Source organism: Microbacterium sp. CJ77 (assembly GCF_002911615.1).
Taxonomy (GTDB): domain Bacteria; phylum Actinomycetota; class Actinomycetes; order Actinomycetales; family Microbacteriaceae; genus Microbacterium.
This window is the reverse complement of the sequence record NZ_PQBR01000006.1, coordinates 380,747-399,420: the sequence shown is the minus strand read 5'-3', so window position 1 is coordinate 399,420 and position 18,674 is coordinate 380,747. Positions and strand designations below refer to the sequence as shown.

Annotated in this window: 20 protein-coding genes and 1 tRNA gene; 10 read left to right on the top strand and 11 right to left on the bottom strand. The window is 69.5% G+C overall.

The features are described from left to right. The first annotated feature begins 12 nt into the window (after positions 1-12). On the top strand, positions 13-1,185 hold the full coding sequence (locus C2868_RS02710; protein ID WP_103662919.1) for an acyl-CoA dehydrogenase family protein: 1,173 nt from the start codon (positions 13-15) through the stop codon (positions 1,183-1,185). 41 nt (positions 1,186-1,226) lie between these two features. Beyond that, on the top strand, positions 1,227-2,234 hold the full coding sequence (locus tag C2868_RS02705; protein WP_103662918.1) for an aldo/keto reductase: 1,008 nt from the start codon (positions 1,227-1,229) through the stop codon (positions 2,232-2,234). Positions 2,235-2,265: 31 nt separating this feature from the next. Here C2868_RS02705 and C2868_RS02700 read toward each other — a convergent pair whose 3' ends face one another. Then, complete coding sequence (locus tag C2868_RS02700) at positions 2,266-2,538, bottom strand: metal-sensitive transcriptional regulator (RefSeq protein WP_103662917.1); 273 nt, start codon at positions 2,536-2,538, stop codon at positions 2,266-2,268. An 83-nt stretch (positions 2,539-2,621) separates the two neighbouring features. Here C2868_RS02700 and C2868_RS02695 point away from each other — a divergent pair, with 83 nt between their 5' ends. From C2868_RS02695 to C2868_RS02685, 3 genes are all read left to right on the top strand, one after another. After that, on the top strand, positions 2,622-3,896 hold the full coding sequence (locus tag C2868_RS02695; RefSeq protein ID WP_103662916.1) for a DUF445 domain-containing protein: 1,275 nt from the start codon (positions 2,622-2,624) through the stop codon (positions 3,894-3,896). A 55-nt stretch (positions 3,897-3,951) separates the two neighbouring features. Further along, entirely contained in the window at positions 3,952-4,317 is a 366-nt protein-coding gene (locus C2868_RS02690) for a gamma-glutamylcyclotransferase family protein (RefSeq protein WP_181003325.1), read from the top strand. A 317-nt stretch (positions 4,318-4,634) separates the two neighbouring features. Then, on the top strand, positions 4,635-5,132 hold the full coding sequence (locus tag C2868_RS02685; RefSeq protein WP_103662915.1) for a histidine phosphatase family protein: 498 nt from the start codon (positions 4,635-4,637) through the stop codon (positions 5,130-5,132). A gap of 26 nt (positions 5,133-5,158) precedes the next feature. Here C2868_RS02685 and C2868_RS02680 read toward each other — a convergent pair whose 3' ends face one another. Continuing rightward, positions 5,159-5,635, bottom strand: a complete 477-nt coding sequence (locus C2868_RS02680; protein ID WP_103662914.1) for a YbaK/EbsC family protein — start codon at positions 5,633-5,635, stop codon at positions 5,159-5,161. Positions 5,636-5,748: 113 nt separating this feature from the next. Further along, entirely contained in the window at positions 5,749-6,600 is an 852-nt protein-coding gene (locus C2868_RS02675) for an endonuclease domain-containing protein (RefSeq protein WP_103662913.1), read from the bottom strand. Between the two features lie 289 nt (positions 6,601-6,889). Here C2868_RS02675 and C2868_RS02670 point away from each other — a divergent pair, with 289 nt between their 5' ends. Further along, on the top strand, positions 6,890-7,945 hold the full coding sequence (locus C2868_RS02670) for an LLM class flavin-dependent oxidoreductase (protein WP_103662912.1): 1,056 nt from the start codon (positions 6,890-6,892) through the stop codon (positions 7,943-7,945). On the opposite strand, the gene C2868_RS02665 is transcribed toward C2868_RS02670, so the two are convergent. From C2868_RS02665 to C2868_RS02655, 3 genes are all read right to left on the bottom strand, one after another. Further along, entirely contained in the window at positions 7,930-8,859 is a 930-nt protein-coding gene (locus C2868_RS02665; RefSeq protein WP_258034387.1) for an aldo/keto reductase family oxidoreductase, read from the bottom strand. The genes C2868_RS02670 and C2868_RS02665 overlap by 16 nt on opposite strands. A 22-nt stretch (positions 8,860-8,881) precedes the next feature. Beyond that, positions 8,882-9,742, bottom strand: coding sequence for an aldo/keto reductase (locus C2868_RS02660; RefSeq protein WP_103662911.1), 861 nt, complete (start codon positions 9,740-9,742; stop codon positions 8,882-8,884). Between the two features lie 203 nt (positions 9,743-9,945). Beyond that, positions 9,946-10,018, bottom strand: a tRNA-Ala gene (locus tag C2868_RS02655). Positions 10,019-10,182: 164 nt separating this feature from the next. Here C2868_RS02655 and C2868_RS02650 point away from each other — a divergent pair. Then, positions 10,183-10,356 (top strand): CsbD family protein, encoded by a 174-nt coding sequence (locus C2868_RS02650; protein ID WP_103662910.1) that lies wholly within the window; start codon positions 10,183-10,185, stop codon positions 10,354-10,356. Between the two features lie 111 nt (positions 10,357-10,467). On the opposite strand, the gene C2868_RS02645 is transcribed toward C2868_RS02650, so the two are convergent. The 3 genes from C2868_RS02645 to galU form a co-directional block, all read right to left on the bottom strand. Continuing rightward, complete coding sequence (locus C2868_RS02645) at positions 10,468-11,367, bottom strand: hypothetical protein (protein ID WP_103662909.1); 900 nt, start codon at positions 11,365-11,367, stop codon at positions 10,468-10,470. 74 nt (positions 11,368-11,441) lie between these two features. After that, on the bottom strand, positions 11,442-12,083 hold the full coding sequence (locus C2868_RS02640; protein WP_103662908.1) for a GNAT family N-acetyltransferase: 642 nt from the start codon (positions 12,081-12,083) through the stop codon (positions 11,442-11,444). Between the two features lie 43 nt (positions 12,084-12,126). Next, on the bottom strand, positions 12,127-13,014 hold the full coding sequence (galU, locus tag C2868_RS02635) for a UTP--glucose-1-phosphate uridylyltransferase GalU (RefSeq protein ID WP_103662907.1): 888 nt from the start codon (positions 13,012-13,014) through the stop codon (positions 12,127-12,129). Positions 13,015-13,119: 105 nt separating this feature from the next. On the opposite strand from galU, the gene C2868_RS02630 reads away from it, so the two are divergent. Genes C2868_RS02630 through mscL form a run of 3 tightly spaced genes read left to right on the top strand, consistent with a single transcriptional unit; the run spans position 13,120 to position 14,578 of the window. Next, positions 13,120-13,716 (top strand): 5-formyltetrahydrofolate cyclo-ligase, encoded by a 597-nt coding sequence (locus C2868_RS02630; RefSeq protein ID WP_103663060.1) that lies wholly within the window; start codon positions 13,120-13,122, stop codon positions 13,714-13,716. 23 nt (positions 13,717-13,739) lie between these two features. After that, positions 13,740-14,114 (top strand): FmdB family zinc ribbon protein, encoded by a 375-nt coding sequence (locus C2868_RS02625; protein WP_103662906.1) that lies wholly within the window; start codon positions 13,740-13,742, stop codon positions 14,112-14,114. Positions 14,115-14,146: 32 nt separating this feature from the next. Then, positions 14,147-14,578, top strand: coding sequence for a large conductance mechanosensitive channel protein MscL (gene mscL / locus C2868_RS02620; RefSeq protein ID WP_103663059.1), 432 nt, complete (start codon positions 14,147-14,149; stop codon positions 14,576-14,578). Positions 14,579-14,673: 95 nt separating this feature from the next. Here the strand turns inward: mscL and C2868_RS02615 are convergent, their stop codons facing one another. Then, positions 14,674-14,907 carry a hypothetical protein gene (locus tag C2868_RS02615; protein ID WP_103662905.1) on the bottom strand — a complete coding sequence of 78 codons (234 nt, stop codon included), beginning with the start codon at positions 14,905-14,907 and terminating at the stop codon, positions 14,674-14,676. Next, entirely contained in the window at positions 14,894-18,613 is a 3,720-nt protein-coding gene (locus C2868_RS02610; protein WP_258034386.1) for an ATP-binding protein, read from the bottom strand. The genes C2868_RS02615 and C2868_RS02610 overlap by 14 nt, the downstream gene beginning before the upstream one ends. Positions 18,614-18,674 lie beyond the last annotated feature (61 nt).

The following is an 18,674-nucleotide window of genomic DNA, read 5'->3' as shown; positions in this document are numbered from 1 at the left end:
GACAATAGAGGCGTGCCCGACTTCGACCCCACCGTCTACCTGCCCGACGATCTGATCGAGCGCATCCGCGCACGAGCGGCGACACACGATCGCGAGAACACGTTCCCGGACGACGACCTGGCCGATCTGCGCGCCGCGGGTTACCTCGCGATCATGGTCCCGACGGATCGGGGCGGTGCGGGGCTCGGCCTCGCCGAGGCATCCGTTCTGCAGCAGCGTCTCGCGGGTGCCGCGCCCGCAACGGCCCTCGCGATCAACATGCATCTCGTCTGGACGGGCGTCGCGAAGGTCCTGCAGGACCGCGGCATCGACGACCTCGCCTTCGTGCAGGACGGCGCCGTCGCGGGTGAGGTCTTCGCCTTCGGCATCAGCGAGGCAGGCAACGACCTCGTTCTCTTCGGCAGCGACACGGATGCTGCGCCGCTCCCCGATGGCGGGTACACCTTCACGGGCACGAAGATCTTCACCTCGCTCGCACCCGTCTGGTCGCACCTGGGACTGCACGGGCTCGACACGACCTCTGCCGACGGCCCGAAGATGGTCTACGCTTTCGTCTCGCGCGACGAGGAAGCCGCGGACCGCATCATGACGCGCGACGACTGGGACACCCTCGGCATGCGCGGCACGCAGAGCCGCACGACCGAGCTGCGCGCGGCGGTCGCGCCCGCGAATCGTGTCGTCCGGCGCATCGACCCGGGCCCCCAGCCCGACCCTCTCGTGTTCGGCATCTTCAGCGTCTTCGAGATCCTGCTCGCCTCGGTGTACACGGGCCTCGCGCGCCGGGCACTCGACGTCGCCGTCGCGACGGCCCAGACCCGAACCTCGAAGAAGACGGGCACGACGTACGGCCAGGATCCGGACATCCGCTGGCGCATCGCCGATATGGCCCTCGCCTACGACGCGCTGCCGCCGCAGATCGCCGCACTGGCCGCCGACATCGACGGCCTCGCCGACCATGGTGCGCAGTGGTTCTCACTGCTCGCCGGGCTGAAGCACCGCGCGGTGGTGGCCGCCAAAGCCGTCGTCGACGACGCGATCCTGGTCGCAGGCGGCTCGTCGTACTTCGCAGGCTCCGAGCTCGCACGCCTGTATCGCGACGTTCTCGCCGGTCAGTTCCACCCCTCCGACCCCGAGTCGGCGCACGCGACGGTCGCAACCGCCTGGCTCGGGCCGATCGCGCGCTGACCCCGCCAGGTGTGCCGGTTCGCCGTGGCAGGATCGGAATCATGCGTGCCGAAACCCTGCCCCCGGTCGATCTCGGCGACGGGCTGACCGTCACCGCCCTCGGTTACGGGGCCATGAGTCTGACGGATGTCTACGGCCCGGTCGATGACGACACCGCGCTCGCGACCCTCACGCACGCGGTGGATTCGGGCATCCGCTTCGTCGACACGGCGAACGTCTACGGCGACGGGCGCAGCGAACGGATCATCTCGCGGCTTCTGCGTACCCGGCGCGACGACGTCGTGCTCGCCACCAAGTTCGGCATCCACGGCGGCACGGCCGGAAGGCGCGGCGTGCGGGGCACGCGCGCCTACGTGCACGAGCAGATCGACCTGAGCCTGCAGCGCCTCGACACCGACCACGTCGACCTCTACTACCAGCACCGCGTCGACCCCGACGTTCCGATCGAGGAGACCGTCGGGGCCATGGCCGAGTTGGTCGCGGCGGGCAAGGTGCTCCACCTCGGGCTCTCGGAGGCGACGGCCGACGAAATCCGGCGGGCGAGCGCCGTGCACCCGATCGCCGCGATCCAGACCGAGTGGAGCGTGGTCAGCCGCGACGTCGAGCGCGCCGTCATCCCCGCCGCGATCGAAACCGGCACCGGCTTCGTGCCCTACTCGCCCCTCAGTCGCGGATGGCTGGGCGACGACTTCGACGCGACGCGCATCGGACCGGGCGACATGCGCCCGAACTTCCCGCGATTCGCTCCGGAGAACCTGACAGCGAACGCGGCACTCCGCGACGAGTACCTGCGGATCGCGCGCGACGCGGGCCTCACCGGTGCCGAACTCGCGTTCGCGTGGCTCTTCACCCGAGCCGGAGCCCTCGGCATCCCGATCTCGCCCATCCCGGGCTCACGATTCGCGGCGCACGTGGACGGCTGGCTCGGCGGCGTGGGCGTGACGCTCGACACCGAGACGATGACACGTCTGGACGGCTTCGCCGACCGCGTGCGGGGTGCGCGCAGCTTCGACCGCAACTGGACGAGCCTGCGCGGCGAGCCAGCCTGAGGGTGCCCCGCCTGACTGGGCCCAGCGCGGATCAGCGCTTGTCGAAGTCGAACGCCCGCAGCAGCTCGGCCACGGCCTGGTCCCGCTCGGCACCGCCCTGCTCGAACATCGTCGTGACGTGCGTGCGCAAGTGGTTCTCGAGCAGCAGACGGTTGAGGGACTCGAGTGCCTTCTCGATCGCGCGGGACTGCGCGATGATGTCCATGCAGTACTCCTCGTTCTCGATCATCTTCGTCAGCCCGCGCAACTGACCCTCGAGGATGCTCGTGCGGTGCAGGGCGCGCTTCTTGATGTCATCGATCACGCGCCCAGGTTACCGCCGTGCGGCTGGAGGGCGGGCGATGCAACCCCCGCCTGATGATCCGTTCACCGTGCGAGGATGACCGGATGGCACGTACCCCGTTGGCCCTGCTGAGTCCCGCAGACCAAGCTCGACGTCGCTCGCTGACGCGCATGAAGGCGGTCGCGCTGGGGGCACTGCTCTTCATGGCGGTCGTCTTCGTCTTCGCCTTCGCCTTTCAGCAGAACGTGCCCTGGTTGGCATACGTCCGCGCGGCGGCCGAGGGCGGTATGGTCGGCGCGCTCGCCGACTGGTTCGCGGTGACGGCGCTGTTCCGGCATCCGCTCGGCATCCCCATCCCCCACACGGCGATCATCCCGCACCGCAAGGACGAGATCGGCCGCACCCTGGGCGAGTTCGTCGAGACGAACTTCCTGTCGGCCGAGGTCGTCCGCGACAAGCTCGAGAGCATCGGTGTCGCCTCGCGCCTGGGCACCTGGCTCTCGCACGACGAACATGCGGAACGGGTCGCCACCGAGAGCTCGGCGATCACCTCGGCCGTGCTGCGCGCGGTCAGCGACGACGACGTGCGCGACCTGATCGCCGACCTCGCGCGCTCGCACGTGATCGAGCCCGAGTGGGGGCCGGCGGCGGGCGCCTGGCTCGGCCGCATCGTAGAAACCGGCGCGCACCACAACGCCGTCGACCTCGCCGCCGACTCGATAGCGACCTGGCTCGAGAGCAACCGCCCGGCCTTCGCCGGACTCGTTTCGCGGCGACTGCCCGGCTGGGTGCCCTCGATCGCGCACCGGCTCGTCGACGACACCGTCTACAAAGAGGCGGTGAACTTCGTCGCCGCCGTGCGGGCCGACCCCGAACACCCCGCGCGGGTCGCGATCGATGGTTACCTGTCGCGCCTCGCCGCCAACCTGCAGCACGACCCCGACACGATCGCCCGACTCGAGCATGCCAAGGCCACGGTCTTCGACAGCCCGCGCGTGCGCGACCTCGCGGCGCAGCTCTGGGACACGGCGAAGAACGGGCTGCTTTCGTCACTCGCCGACCCCGCGAGCGGACTGCGCCTGCGTGCGCGCGCGGCGCTGGCCGAGATCGGGGGGCGTCTCGCCTCCGAGCCCGCCCTGCAACGCCGTGTCGACACCTGGGTCACGGATGCGGCGACGTTCGCGGTGGATCGCTACCGCCACGACATCGCGTCGGTCATCACCGACACGATCGAGCGGTGGGACCCCGAAGAGACCACGGAGAAGATCGAGCTCATGGTCGGCCGCGATCTGCAGTACATCCGCCTCAACGGCACGATCGTCGGCGCTCTCGCCGGGTTGACGATCTTCACGATCGCGCACGCGATTTTCGGCGCGTGACCCCGGCGCCGCGAAAAGCCTGGCCCGCGCAGGGTCAGGTCAGTAGCCTGATGCCGTGACCGAGCCATCCGCTGCGGCGACGATTCCCGATGTTGCGCTGTTCAGCTACGGGACCCTGCGCGTGCCCGCGGTGCAGCTCGACACGTTCGGGCGCCTGCTCACCGGGGAGCCCGATGTGCTGCCCGGATTCACCATCGACTACCTCGAGATCGAGGATGCCCGTGTCGTGGGGCTCAGCGGACGCGACGTGCATCCGATCATCCGCCGAACCGGCAACCGACTCGACAAGGTCGTCGGCGTGCTGCTCTGGATCACCGAGGACGAGCTCGAAGCCGCGGACGAGTACGAGGTCGAGCAGTACAACCGGGTGTCGGTCACGCTCGGCAGCGGCCGCGACGCCTGGGTCTACGTCGCGCGCTGACGCTTCGACGTCGCGCCGAGTGCGGGGGCCGAGGGGTGCAACCTCGGGGAGGGGGGCGCCTCGAGGTCGCACCCCTGCCCCCCACTCGTATTGCGGGGACCTGCCGTCCGGCGTCAGTCGGTTCGGGTCCGACGGGCGGCTCGGCAGGCGGTTCAGGGGAGTCGCGAGCTGATCACGGCTCCGCAGATGGTGCTCTCCATAGGTATCGCACCGATGAGGGGTCCGTCCACCACCTCGGTGATATATCAGTGCGCGCCGCGCAAACCACGCTCCCTGAGCTCCTCGAAGGGACCAGCCCGACCTCGTAAGGTGGCCGCATGAAGACGCTTGCGCTGGTGCGCCACGCGAAGTCGAGTTGGGACCACCCCGGCATCGACGACCACGATCGTCCGCTCAACGAACGCGGCGTGCGCGACGCTCCCCGGATGGCCGCGCGTCTGGCGACTGAGCATCCCGAGCTGCGCGGCGGCGTTCTGCTCTCCAGCACGGCGCTCCGCGCGGCGACCACCGCGGACGCGTTCGCCGACGCCCTCGACACGACCGTGCGGCTCGACGAACGTCTGTACGGCGCCTCGCCGCGTCGCATCGTCGAGCTCGCCGCGGCCCGGTCCGAGTCGGCCGTGGTCGTCGTGGCGCACGACCCGGGCCTGTCGGACCTCGTGCGGCACTGGTCCGGATTCCCCGCGGACGGCGCAATCCCGCACATGCAGACGTGCGCCGTGGCGGTATTCGACTTCGACATCGACGACTGGCGCGGGCTCGAGTCATCCGTCCCTGATCGCTGGACCTACGACATCCCGCGCGACTCGGAGTAGTCGACCTTCCCGCGGGAGGACCGGGCCTAGTCGACCTTCGTGACGGCCCCACCGGTGATGCGCACCAGTTCGTCGAACGACAGCGGGAACACCGTGTGCGGCGTGCCACCCGCGGCCCACAGCTGTGGGTACTCGGCGAGGTGCTCGTCCACGATCGTGGTCAGCGGTGCGGGGTGCCCGGTCGGCGCGACCCCGCCGATTGCTTGGCCGGTCGCCGCGCGCACCTGATCGGGCGTCGCCCGCACGATCGACCCCCGACCGATGCGTGCAGCCAGGGCGGAGGTGTCGACGCGGTGCGAGCCGCTCGTCATCACGAGCAACGGCTCACCGTCGCTCCAGAACACCAGGCTGTTGGCGATCGCGCCCACCTCGACGCCCAGTGCGGCGGCGGCGAGCGCTGCGGTGGAAGCGGCGTCGGGCAGCACCACGATGTGGCCCGGGATGCCTGCCTCGATGAGGCGGTCGGCGACGATTCTGCTGCGGGGCGAGAGCTCTGCGGTCACGGACCCACCCTAGACGCGCCTCGACGGGCGAGCATCCCCGCGATGCGTCGCGGTCGCGAACATCTCGAAGGAACGATTCGCGGTTTTCGCCCCGATTGCGCAGAATTCGGGCGTCACACCCGCGCGACACCTCCGAGATGTCCGCTTCGGCCCACGCGCAGCATCCCCGCGATCGTCTCAACGACGACCTCCGGCCGGTACAGGATGTCCTCCGCAGCGGGACGGATCCGGACGTATCCCAGCGCGGCGAGCGCGAGATCCCGACGCCTGTCGTCGAGTTGTGTCTGCCAATCCGAGTGGTACGCGCGGCTATCGCATTCGATGACGAGCCATCCGTCGACGACCATATCCACCCGCCCGACACCTCGGATCCGCACCTGCACGTCGACGCTCCCTCCGAGCGCTCGCACCATCAGGCGCACCAGCGTCTCGGTTCCGGCTTCCGCACGGCCGTCGATGTGCGGCCGGATCACACGGCGCCGGGCGGGGATCGCGGCGAACAACTCGTCGAGTTCGTCCTGCCGCACGATTCCGCGGTTCAGAGCCGAGTCGACCGAGGCGATGGCCGCGTGCGGCGACTGACAGATCACGGCTTGCCGGAGCGCGTCGAGCGGCTCGACGACGAGCGCGCGGGGATGCACGGCGCGCATCAGACGCCCCCAGTGCCGCACCGTGCCGTCGCCCGGCCCGCGGATCGTTCCGTTCGTCCGCACGTGCGCGTGCACCCCGTGTCGCGCCTGAACGAACACATCCCAGAGTTCCAGCGCCGACACACATCCGACAAGTCCTCCCGCGCGCGCCGCTGTCTTCATCGCCTCGGGGTCACTCGCCGCGACATAGACATCGTTGCGCGCGCGCACCAGCGACCCACTCCTCAGCTCGTGGGCAATCTGACGACGGCTGTAGCCTGCCGCTCTCAGGTCGGCGTAGGAGTGAAAGCGATGGGCGACGGGAACTCTGTTCATGGCGACAGGCTGACGACCTCGCGAACATCGACGGGCGTCGGCCCAGGTCATCGGGGGACGGCGCTTCTCCACCGGCGATTGTGGAGGGACAACCGCAAGGTGATCGAGGGCACATGCAGCGGGGGCTCCGGGACCGCGAACATCCGAGAGGTACCGTGGTGCGCAGGGCGTCTCCTGAGCAACAGAAGCCGCGACCACACCCCCTCGTTCCTCCCGGATGTTCGCCCCGGCGCGGCGCCTCGCGCCGGGCCCCGGGAATGTCCATGCGCCAGCATGCGTTTGACCACGCATGCACCGCAAACGGATCGGCTTTCTGAGCTTCGGCCACTGGCACCCCCACCACTCGAGCCAGACGAACACCGGGGCCGACGCCCTGCTCCAGTCGATCGAACTCGCCGTGGCCGCGGAGGAGCTCGGGATCGACGGCGCCTACTTCCGTGTGCATCACTTCGCTCGGCAGCTTGCGAGCCCGTTCCCCCTGCTCGCCGCCGCGGGCGCCCGCACCAGCCGGATCGAACTGGGCACCGGTGTCATCGACATGCGGTACGAGAACCCCCTCTACATGGCCGAAGAGGCCGCAGTGGCCGACCTGATCAGCGGCGGACGACTCCAGCTGGGCATCAGCCGTGGTTCACCCGAGCCAGCGCTGAACGGATCTCACGCGTTCGGGTATGTCCCGGACGAGGGCGACACGGACGCCGACCTCGCCCTGCGCAAGACGGAGTTGTTCCGCACCGCGATCAGCGGCGAGCGCATCGTCCGGGCGGATCCGCGCATGAGCGGCGATGGGGCCCTCGCGATTCAGCCTCTCTCTCCCGGGCTGCCCGACCGGATCTGGTGGGGTTCCGGCACCCGCGAAACGGCCGTGCGGACCGCGGAACTCGGCATGAACCTGATGTCGTCGACCCTCCTCGTAGAAGACACGGGCGTGCCCTTCGACGAGCTGCAGCTCGAGCAGATCCAGATGTTCCGCGACGCGTGGGCTCAGGCGGGCTGGGACCGCGAACCTCGCGTCAGCGTGAGCCGCAGCGTCATTCCGATCACGAGCGACCTCGACCGCCGGCTCTTCAGCGCGCGCGAGGACAGCCAGGATCAGGTCGGCATCCTCGAGGGCGTCCGCGCGCGGTTCGGCAAGAGCTACACCGGCGAGCCGGACGAGATCGCGGCCGAGTTGGCTCAGGATGTCGCGGTCCAAGCGGCCGACACCGTGCTTCTGACCGTCCCGAACCAGCTGGGCGTGGACTACAACACCCGCATGCTCGAGACGATCGCTCGCGAGATCGCCCCCGCGATCGGTTGGTCACGCGCGGGTGTGTCCGAGGCGGTCGCTCAAGGCACCCGGTAGCCGGCCGCCCGGACGAGCTCGTACCACTCAGCGCGCGTGAGCGGGATGTCGGAGCCGAGAGCCGCCCCCGCCACCCGCTCGGGTGCGGTGGTTCCCAGAACCACCTGCATGTCGGCCGGGTGACGCGTGATCCACGCCGTCGCGATCGCGATGGCCGGCACGTCGTACGCGGCCGCCAGCCGGTCGATCACGGCGTTGAGTTCTGGATAGTCGGGCGATCCGAGGAAGACGCCGTTGAAGAATCCGGCCTGGAACGGCGACCATGCCTGCACCGTGATGCCGTGCAGCCGGCAGTAGTCGACGATCCCCCCGCCGTCGCGGACGAGCGACTGGTCGAGCCCCTGCATGTTGCCCGCGAGCCCCTGCACGACGATCGGCGCGTGCGTGATCGACAGCTGCAGCTGGTTCGCGACGAGCGGCTGCGCGACGGCCGACTTCAGCAGATCGATCTGGCGCGGGGTGTGATTCGAGACGCCGAAGGCGCGGACCTTTCCGGATGCCTCGAGTTCGTCGAACGCGCGGGCGACCTCTTCCGGCTCGACCAGGGCGTCGGGCCGATGCAGCAGAAGGATGTCGATGCGATCGGTGTCGAGCGCGCGCAGCGAACCCTCGACCGACGTGACGATGTGCTCGTACGAGTAGTCGAAGTACGGGCCGTCCGGCACGATTCCGCACTTCGTCTGCAGGGTGATCTCGTCGCGCTGGGCGGGCGTGAGCTGCATCGCCTCAGCGAACCGCCGCTCGCACCCGTGCAGGTCGGAACCGTACACATCGGCATGGTCGAAGAAGTCGATGCCGGCGTCCCGCGCGGTGGCGATCAGTTCGCGCACCTCGTCGTCGGTCTTGTCCTGGATGCGCATCAGTCCGAGGACGACGTTCGGTGCGGGGTTCCCCCCGAGAGAGATGGTCTTCACGTTGGACTCCTGGAAGAGAGGCTCAGGCAGCCGAGAGCGAGGCGAGCTCGTCGTCGGTCAGCTCGATGTCGGCGGCGAGGACCGAGTCCTGGATGCTCGTGGGCCGCGATGCACCGGGGATCGGGATCACGACAGGCGCCAAAGCGAGCTCCCACGCGAGCGCGATCTGCTGCGGGCTCACGCCGTGCGCATCGGCGACCGTCTGGAACGCGTCGTGCCGCGCGCCGACGTCGGCCGCCCGCGTGATGCCGCCGAGCGGCGACCAGGGCAGGAACGCGATGCCGAGACGCGCGCAGTGCTCGAGTTCTTCGAGACTGGAGCGGAAGGCCGGCGAGAACTGGTTCTGCACCGACACGAGCCGACCGTCGAGGATGCGGTTCGCCTCGTCGATCTGCGCGACGGTGGCGTTCGAGATTCCCGCCATCTCGATGACGCCCTCGTCGAGCAGCTCACGCAGCGCCCCGACGGACTCGGCATACGGCACCGAGGGGTCGGGCCGGTGGAACTGATACAAGCCGATCGCCTCGACCCCGAGGCGACGAGCGGATGCCTTGGCCGCTTCTTTCAGGTACTCGGGGCGTCCGTCGACGGTCCAGCTGCCGTCACCCGGACGCAGGTGTCCGCCCTTGGTCGCCACCAGGACGCCGGACGTGTCGCCGCCGTACGAGCGCAGCGCCTCGGCGATCAGCGACTCGTTGTGACCGACCTCGTCGGCGTGCTCGTGGTACGCATCCGCGGTGTCGATCAACGTGACGCCCGCCTCGAGCGCGGCGTGGATCGTGGCGATCGAGCGGTCCGCGTCGGGCCGCCCCTCGATCGACATCGGCATCCCGCCGAGGCCGATCGCGCTGACGGTCCGGGATCCGAGGGGGCGCTGCTGCACGGTGTTCCTTCTTCCTGTTCTGAAGCCGCGGACAACTCTAGGTCGGATCGCAGACACCGGAGGCCGCGTGGCGACAATCCGTGCGGAGCCTCCCCGCTGTGCGGCGCGCGGGGCCTCCACCAGCGTGGGCCCCCACGGGGGCTCCCATCACCCCAACACCGACCAAACGACAAACGCCCCTCGAGGGGGCGTCTGTCTCAGAGTGGACCTGAGGGGATTCGAACCCCTGACCTCTTCATTGCGAACGAAGCGCGCTACCAACTGCGCCACAGGCCCGAGAACCTCCGACAGATTATCACGATCCTTCGGCCACGCTTGCCGTCGGCCCGCGGTCGTCGGGCACGAGCACTGTGTAGCACCTCTGCCCGGCTCAGGACAACCCACTGACATCTCGATCCCGACGGGAGCAGGGTGAGAACAGAAACCGAAAGGAGCCCCTCATGGGTATCGGAGACAAGATCAAGCACGGCGCCGAAGACCTCACCGGCAAGGCGAAGGAGGCCGCCGGCAAGGCGACCGACAACGAAAGGCTGGAGGCCGAGGGCAAGGCGGACCAGACCAAGGCCGACGTGAAGAAAGCCGGCGACAACGTCAAGGACGCCTTCAACCACTAGCCCCCGCAGCGTAAGGCCCCGCAGGCGCGGCCTACGCGTGGAGCGGTCCGCACCGACAACGGAGCGGGCCGCTTTCGCGTGCGGCGCGGCCGACGACGAACGAACGACGACTCAGGCGGAACGTTGACGCAGGAGCGCGCGGACGTGCGCCTCAATCTCGGCGTCGTCGACGACGCCCATGCCCGCGTAGGGCGAGCGTGCCGCGCCCGGACTCGCCGCGGCAGCGGCGGCCGGCGCGACGGGCTGTGCCGCGGGCCGCACTGTCGGCTGCAGGCGCTGGGGGCGCTCGGGTGCGCTCGACGTGCGCAGGGCCTCTTCTCGGGCGGCCTGACGCAACGCCTCTCGAGCCTCGGCCGCGTCGAGCTGGGCGGCTGCGCGCGAGCCGTTGGAGGACACCAGGGGCTGCGGGAGCGTCCGCGGCGTCCATTGGCGTTGCGGCACGGTGGGTGCGAGGTCCTGAACGGATGCCTTGCGCCGAACCACGATCGGCTGCTCCACGGCGACCGTGGCTTTCGCCGCGACCTTCGCCATCCGCTGCAGCACGATCATCGCGAGGCCCGTCGACGCGGCGCCGGCCCAGAGGAGTGTCTGCGCGCCGCCCTGGACGACCTGCCAGATGCCGAACCCGATGGCACCGAGGCCGATGAGCGCAAGGCTCGTCGCCACGAGCCGGGCGCGTCGACGCGCTCGGGCGCGGCGGGCGAGCGGCGCCGACCGTGCTTGTGCGACCTGCTCGCGCAGACCCTCGAGTTCGGCGGACTGATGTTCGGCCTGCAGGCGGCGGGCCAGACGCTGTTGCTGGAGGGCTGTGCGGGCGTTCAGTTCGAGGTGGACTTCACCCGGCGTCTCGCTGGTCTCGGCGAGCACGCGGATGGCCTGGTTGAGTCGAACCGCGTTGCGTTCGGCCGAGTAGTACTGGTGTCGGCTGTGCCACGTCGGCACGAGATAGACGAGCCAGAGCGCAACGGCGACGAGGAGGATCACTCCGCCGCCCAATACCTGCCCACCCATGCCGACAACGGTATGCGACGGCGCGTCGAAGATCGGGATGCTTCGGGCGTGTCGCGTCGCTGAGGTAACCGCCCCTATGCCTCCGGAGCCGCGGCATTCCGGTCGGCGAGAGGGATGTTCGCGGCGTCGCGCGGGGTCTGCCCCGTAACCCACCGCTCGAGCACCCCGTAGGGCACGTCCTCCCGCGTCAGCGCGAACGCGTAGTGATCCCGCCAGTCGCCGTCGATGTGGATGTACCGGCGACGCAGTCCCTCGTAACGGAAGCCGAGCTTCTCGACCACCCGCAGGCTGGCCGCGTTCTCGGGACGGATGCAGATCTCCATCCGGTGCAGGCGCAACTCGGTGAAGCACAGGTCGGTCGCCAGGGCGACCGCCGTCGGGGTGATCCCGAGTCCCGCGAAGCTCTCGCTGACCCAGTAGCCGATCGTCGCCGAGGCGAGCGAGCCGCGCGCGATACCCCACACGTTCAGCTGACCGGCGACCTCGCCGTCGTACTCCATCACCAGCGGCACGCCGAGACCGTCGCGATACTGCTGCAGGAGTCGACGGATGCCGAGCCTCATGTCGAGAGAGACGACTCCGTCGGGGCTCGTCGCCTCCCACTGCTCGAGCCAGCCCCGGTTGTCGAGCAGGGCCTGCTGCAGCACGCGGGAGTCGCGGGACTTGATCAGCCGGATCGAGATCGGTCCGTGCTCGCGCGGAAGGGACAACTCCATGCCCACTCCCTCTTGCGGGCGGCGAATCCTCGAGACGTGAGCCCTACAGACCCGCCGCAAACTCCTTGAACCAGGGACGCAGCTCGGGACCGAGATCCTCGCGGTCGGCGGCGAGCTGCACGATGGCCTTGATGTAGTCCACCCTATCGCCGGTGTCGTAGCGACGACCGCGGAACACGACGCCGTACACGCCGGGGCCGTCGGGGTCTGCCGCGAGTTCCTGCAGGGCATCCGTCAGCTGGATCTCGCCGCCCTTGCCCGGCTCGGTGTGCTCGAGCACATCGAAGACGGCGGGGCTGAGGACGTAGCGGCCGATGATGGCGAGGTTCGACGGGGCATCCTCGCGCTTCGGCTTTTCGACGAGGCCCTTGACCTTGACGACATCCGCGTTGTCGGTGGCCTCGACGTCGGCCGCGCCGTACAGGTGGATCTGGTCGGGGTCGACCTCCATCAGGGCGATGATCGCGGCACCCGTGCGCTCGTGCTCGGCCAGCATCGTCGTCAGCAGAACGTCGCGTTCGTCGATCAGGTCGTCGCCGAGCAGCACGGCGAACGATGACGAGCCGACGTGCGCCTTGGCACGCAGCACCGCGTGACCGAGACCCTTCGGCTCACCCTGGCGCACGAAGTGGATGTCGGCAAGGTCGCTCGACTCGAGCACGCGACGCAGACGATCGTGGTCGCCCTTGTCCTTCAGTTTGACCTCGAGCTCGGGCACCGAGTCGAAGTGGTTGGCGACGGCGTTCTTGTTACGGCCGATGATGACGAGGATGTCGTCGATACCCGCCTGAGCGGCTTCCTCGACGACGTACTGGATCGCGGGCTTGTCCACGACGGGCAGCATCTCTTTCGGCATCGCCTTGGTGGCGGGAAGAAAGCGCGTGCCGAGACCGGCGGCAGGGATGACGGCTTTGAACTTCATAGGAGGCATGTCGGCCATCGTAACGGGAAGGGAGGCGAATTCTCCCCCGGCCGGGTGGGAGACCGGGTCCGCTGTAGCGCCGACTCCCCCACGCCCCCGCCTAAGATGGTGCGCGTGTCTTCAGACGTCGATAACGTCAAGCGGGCGCTTCGCGCGGATCTGCGCGAGCGTCGTCAGCTGCGATCCGACGCGCAACGAGCCGAAGCGGAGCACGCCATCGCGGACCGCCTCGACGAGTTGGTCGACCAACTCGGTGCACGCTCGATCTCCTGCTTCCTGTCGATGTCGACCGAGCCGGGAACGCGTGAGTTCGTCGATCGTGCCGTCGCCCGAGGCATCCGCGTCCTCCTTCCCGTCACGCGGGCGGACGGCCTGCTCGACTGGTCCGTCGCCGTCGAGGGTGGAGACGTCACCGAGGGGATGTTCGGGCTTCCCGAACCCGTGGGCGAACTCCTCGGCCCCATCGCGGTCAACGATGTCGATCTGATGATCATCCCCGCAGCTGCCGTCGACGCATCCGGCATGCGCATGGGCTGGGGACGCGGATACTTCGACAAGACCATCGGCTCGATGGAGGGCTGTCCGCCCGTCTACGCCGTCATCTTCGACTCCGAGCTCGTCGACGAGGTGCCCAGCGAGGTGCACGACCAGCCCGTCTCGGGCGTCGTCACTCCGTCCCGAACCGTCACCTTTGCGCGCCCCGCGCGCTGATTCACGCCTGAACCAGGAGCACGATGCCCACCTATGCCTACGCCTGCAAGTCCTGCGGCCACCGCTTCGACGCCGTCCAGGCCTTCACCGATCCGACCCTGACCGAGTGCCCCGAGTGCGGCGGCGCGCTGCGCAAGCAGTACGGCACGATCGGTGTCACGTTCAACGGCAGCGGCTTCTACCGCACGGACTCGCGTTCGGGTGATGCGAAGGCCACCTCGGGCGCGTCCGGCACGTCCGGTGCTCCGTCGAAGTCCGACTCCGGATCGAAGTCCGACTCCGGATCGAGCTCCGGCGCGAAGTCGGACTCGGGATCGAGCTCGGGTGGCGGATCGTCGACGTCTTCGTCAGGATCGACATCGGGGACGAAGTCCTCGCCCGCCTCGACGGGTTCGTGAACCGGGCCCCGGCCCGCGGTAAGGAGCAGCGCATGATCAAGGGATTCAAGGAGTTCATCCTCCGCGGCAACGTCATCGACCTCGCCGTCGCCGTCGTCATCGGCGGTGCATTCACGGCGATCGTCAACTCGATCGTGTCGAGCATCATCAATCCGATCGTGGCGCTCTTTTTCCAGGCGGATGCCTTCGGCCAGATTGGGCCCACGATCAAGGGCATCTACGGCCAGCCCGTCACCTTTCCGCTCGGTGATCTCGTCAGCGCGGTCATCAGCTTCCTCGCCGTCGCAATCGTCGTGTACTTCGTGTTCGTGTACCCCATGAACCACCTCAAGCAGCGCGCCGCGGCCCGCGCGGGTCTGAGCAAGGCCGAGGACGAGCCCAAGCTCCCCACCGAGCAGGAGATCCTGGTCCAGATCCGCGACCTGCTCGAGAAGCAGCAGTCCGGTCCCGCGCCCCGCGCCTGACCGCGCACCGACGCAGGAGATCCGCCGCATACAGGACGATTTAGGCGAATTCTGCCTGTGTTCGGCGAATCTCCTGTTCTCAGCGCCCGACGCACTCAGTAGTGCGGCGGCACATCCTGGCGCAGGCGATCGTCGTTGGGGCCCGCTGTGCTCGCGTCCGGTGCGGGGCGGGGATCGGATGCCTCGTCCCGCGGCGCCGGCTCGGGTGTCGCACCGGGCGCGGGCGTGAGCTTGGCCCGCCGCGCCCCGGGCACCTTCACGACGCGCTGGCGCAGACCCGCCCGCTCGTCCGGGGCCGCGGCCTCGCCGGCACCGTCAGCCGAGGCCATCGATCGGCTGGGTGGACGCCTCGACGGCGGGCGCGTCGGGCTCGACACCGAGGATCGAGGCGATGCGCGCCGCGACGGCCGGAGCATCCGTATACAGATCGAACGAGTGCACGCGAACGTAGTGCCATCCGAGTCGGCGGAGCAGCTGGGGGCGCAGCCGCAGCGATTCACGCAGGGACTCGTCGTGCGTCTCGGGGTCGCTCTCGACCACGACCGCCTTGCCCGCGTGCTGAGCCACGAGCGGCAGCAGCCCGCGATAGTGCACGTCGACCGAGACCCCCAGGCGACGCAGCTCGGAGGCGAGTCGGCGCGTGAGCGGGTCGGCCAGGTCCTCGAGGCGGGCATCGCGCTGGCGCGCGGCCATGCCGCCGAGGATCGTCATGAGCGTCGCGGCGCCGTACTCCAGACGCCCGTCGTCGAAGGCGGAGGGACGGATGGATGACACGATCACCATCGAGCGGCGCGCGCGTGTCATGCCGACCGTGAGCAGACGCTCGCCGTCGGGCGTCGACAGGTCGCCGAAGTCGCTCAGTACGCGACCGTGCTTGGTGAGGCCATAGCCGAGCGAGAAGATCACGCGGTCGCGGCTCTCGGCGACCGACTGTTCGAGGGTGAGGACGGCGAAGGGCTCGGCGGTGTCGCGCAGGGCGAACTCCGCGACATCCGACCGGCTCGCGAAAGCCGAGTTGACGGCCGCGCGCACGCGTTCGGCGTGCCGCGCACTTGCGGTCACCACCATGAGCGACTCGTCCGGGCGGTTGAGGGCGTGCTCGAGCACGAGTGTCACGACGCGCGTGACCTCGGTGTCGGGGCTCTCGACGGCGCCGCTGATCGGATCGGGAGCTCCGAACCCTCCTTCGACGTAATCGACCGTCAGGCTTCCCCGTCCGAGGTACGAGCCGGCCCACGGCCACGACACGATCTCTCCGCCGTAGAAGGCATCATTGACGAGTTCGGCCAGGTCTTCGCCCCCGGCGCGGTAGCTGCGGGTCAGCGTATACACGGGCAGCAGGTCCGCGAGCTTCTCGAACACCGAGACATCGTCGAACGTGACGTCGGCTTCGGGCTGCGGCGCCGAACCGGCCGCGAGCGTGAAGGGCGAGGGCCGCTGCGTCACCGGGTCGCCGAGCACGACGACCTGACGGGCGCGGCGGATCGCCGGTGCCGCCTCGGCCAGGCAGATGGCCCCGGCATCCGCGATGATCACGGTGTCGAACATGACCGAGTCGGGGATCCGCGGCACCTCGTAAGGGGATGCGAGCCAGACCGGTGCCAGCGCGCGCCCCAGGGTCGGTGCCCCGAGGGTGAGCGTCGCGGGCGTCGCCGTTCCGCGCGTCAGCAACGCCTTGAGGTTCTCGGCCTCACCGGGCTCATCGACGATGCCGATCTTCCATTCGCGCGCGAGCTGCCACGCGAGGATCGATCCGGATGCCGCGGCGTGCGCCTCGTCGACGAGCCGGAAGTCGCGCTCCAGGCGGTCCACGACACTCGTGTTCGCGCCGAGCAACGACTTGTCGGTGCGCAGCATGTGCTCGAGTGCGGACTGCCACCACGCGTATTCGAGTTCGGCCGCGACACGATCGGCCGGGACGTGCCGCACCGACAGCTCGGCGAGCAGACCACCGAGCCCCAGTCGAGCGAGTTCGGCACGCAGGGCGGTGCGCTCGATCAGGTTGTCGAGCGCGTCGGATTCTGCGGCCAGGCCGGCCAGGGTACGCACCAGAGTGTTGACGGACAGCGAGGCGAGGCGCTTGTCGCGGTCCCGCCCGAGCGGGGTGTCGAGCTCTGCGAGCTCGGCCGTCACCCGCTGCCACGCGACGTGCACGTCGGCGAGCCCCAGCGGAACCTCGGGGGCGACGCCGATGTCGACGAACTGCTGCCACTGCGAGCGCTGACGCTGAATGCGCACGAGCGCCTCGTGCATGTCGGCGACGTGCACGCCCGGACGCACGTACTCGCGGGCCAGCCGGCGCAGGCGCCGACGCTCCCCCGCCTTCATGCCCCCCGCATCCCGACGCGAACCGAGCGCGCGGATGAGCTCGGCGAGGGGACGCTCGAAGACGGTGGGGCTGAAGCGGTCGAGTGAGTCCCGGATGTCGATCAACAGGCGCAGGTACTCACCGAGTTCGTCGATCGAGGCGAACGGGCGCATGCGCGTCTGGGCGATCAGCTCGAAGCCCCGCTCGAGCAGCCGGGGCACCTCGGTCGTGTGCAGGCGCTGGGCGAGAGCATGAGCTGCCTGGGCGGCATCCGTGCTCGCGAAGTTGACGCCGTACCAGGGCGAATCGCCCGGGCCGAAGCGGAATTCGCCCAGGGTCGCGGCGAGTTCGAGCATCCGTGCCGCCTCGGTGCGGTCGTTCGCGAGCTTGGACAGCGTCGCGAAGTCGAAGCGCGTGTCGACCGGAGCGAACCCGTCGGCGACCGGCAGGGCGGCGAGCGCACGGAGTGTCTGGAGGGGGCTGATGTCGAGGCCGGGGACCGTCGTCGTGAGGGCCCTGCGGTACGACGTCAGCAGCGCGCGCAACCGCACGAGCGCGTCGTCGACGTCGCCGAGCTGCGGAGCCGTGGCCTTCTCGTTGCGGGCGATCGCACGCACCAGGTCGCGGGCCGTGTTCGTCGGTGAGCATGCCAGGCCCGGCAGGCCGACCTGACCGAGCCGGTGCCGCACACCCTCGATCGTCGAGCGGCGGGCGCTGACGACGAGTACGCGGCGGTGCTCGTGCACGAGCGCGCCGATCGCGTTGATGACGGTCTGCGTGCCGCCCGTTCCCGGCAGGGTCGCGACGGCGATCGAGCGCCCGGCGGTGATCTGGGCGAGCACGCGCTCCTGCTCGGAGTCCGCGTCGAGCAGCAGGGTGTCGGCGGCGGGCGGGCGGTCATCGGGTCCGACCGACGTGACTTCGCCCTGCTGCGCGGCGAGCGTCTGCCGGTCGGCCGGGTGCCCCGCCAGGGCGTTCAGCACGAGTCCCCCGGCACGGGAGGCGTCGCGGGCCATGCCGCGTGCCACATCGGCGAATGTCGAGACGATCAGGCGCGGATGCACCGTGAAGGTGTCGATGTGGGATGTGACGGAGCGCAGTCGGTCGATGACCCGCTGCGGTTTGAAGACGCCGCCCTCATGGGCGAGCGCCGCGAGCGCCGGGCCGTCCAACGCGATACCGAAGTGCTCGCGCGCGACCGAGTCGAGCTCGGGGTTGATGTGGAAGCCGCCGTGCAGCTTCAACTCGAAGTCGGCGCCGTGGCGACGGATCGCGAGGGGACGAAGCAGAACCGGGGCACTGTACGAGACCCCGCCGATGCGCCATCCGGCGAGGCCGACGGCCAGGTGCACGGCCTCGATCGAGCGGACGGTGCGCAGTTCGACGTTCTTCGCCGTGATCGCCTCGGCCGCGAGGCGCGCCGTGCGCAGGGCGACCTCGTCGCGGAACAGCCCCGAGAGCAGCGTCGACTGGCCCGTGATGAACTGCGGCAGACTGCCCGGGTGCGCGTTGGTGATGTCGATTCCGGCGTCCGCGACGTCGACGAACTGCAGCAGCGGCGAGCGCCCACCGAGTTCGGATGCTTCGGCTCGCAGCCGTGAGCGCAGCACATCGGCGATGTGCGCGATCTGCACGCCGGGTTCCGCAACGCTCAGGTCATCGGGCGCGACGAACGACGAGGCCTCGTCTTCGCCCAGGTCCACGGCGCTGCCGTCTGCTCGCCACACACGGTCACCCTACGTGCGGACTGCGCGTCGACAGGTTAAGCGGGGCGGGTTTCGCGGGATT

Coding starts and splice junctions, on each gene's coding strand:
- C2868_RS02670 (WP_103662912.1), top strand. CDS start 6,890: ATGCACCGCAAACGGATCGGCTTTCTGAGCTTCGGCCACTGGCACCCC.
- C2868_RS02705 (WP_103662918.1), top strand. CDS start 1,227: ATGCGTGCCGAAACCCTGCCCCCGGTCGATCTCGGCGACGGGCTGACC.
- C2868_RS02675 (WP_103662913.1), bottom strand. CDS start 6,600: ATGAACAGAGTTCCCGTCGCCCATCGCTTTCACTCCTACGCCGACCTG.
- C2868_RS02695 (WP_103662916.1), top strand. CDS start 2,622: ATGGCACGTACCCCGTTGGCCCTGCTGAGTCCCGCAGACCAAGCTCGA.
- galU (WP_103662907.1), bottom strand. CDS start 13,014: ATGCCTCCTATGAAGTTCAAAGCCGTCATCCCTGCCGCCGGTCTCGGC.
- C2868_RS02650 (WP_103662910.1), top strand. CDS start 10,183: ATGGGTATCGGAGACAAGATCAAGCACGGCGCCGAAGACCTCACCGGC.
- C2868_RS02625 (WP_103662906.1), top strand. CDS start 13,740: ATGCCCACCTATGCCTACGCCTGCAAGTCCTGCGGCCACCGCTTCGAC.
- C2868_RS02640 (WP_103662908.1), bottom strand. CDS start 12,083: ATGGAGTTGTCCCTTCCGCGCGAGCACGGACCGATCTCGATCCGGCTG.
- C2868_RS02615 (WP_103662905.1), bottom strand. CDS start 14,907: ATGGCCTCGGCTGACGGTGCCGGCGAGGCCGCGGCCCCGGACGAGCGG.
- C2868_RS02645 (WP_103662909.1), bottom strand. CDS start 11,367: ATGGGTGGGCAGGTATTGGGCGGCGGAGTGATCCTCCTCGTCGCCGTT.
- mscL (WP_103663059.1), top strand. CDS start 14,147: ATGATCAAGGGATTCAAGGAGTTCATCCTCCGCGGCAACGTCATCGAC.
- C2868_RS02685 (WP_103662915.1), top strand. CDS start 4,635: ATGAAGACGCTTGCGCTGGTGCGCCACGCGAAGTCGAGTTGGGACCAC.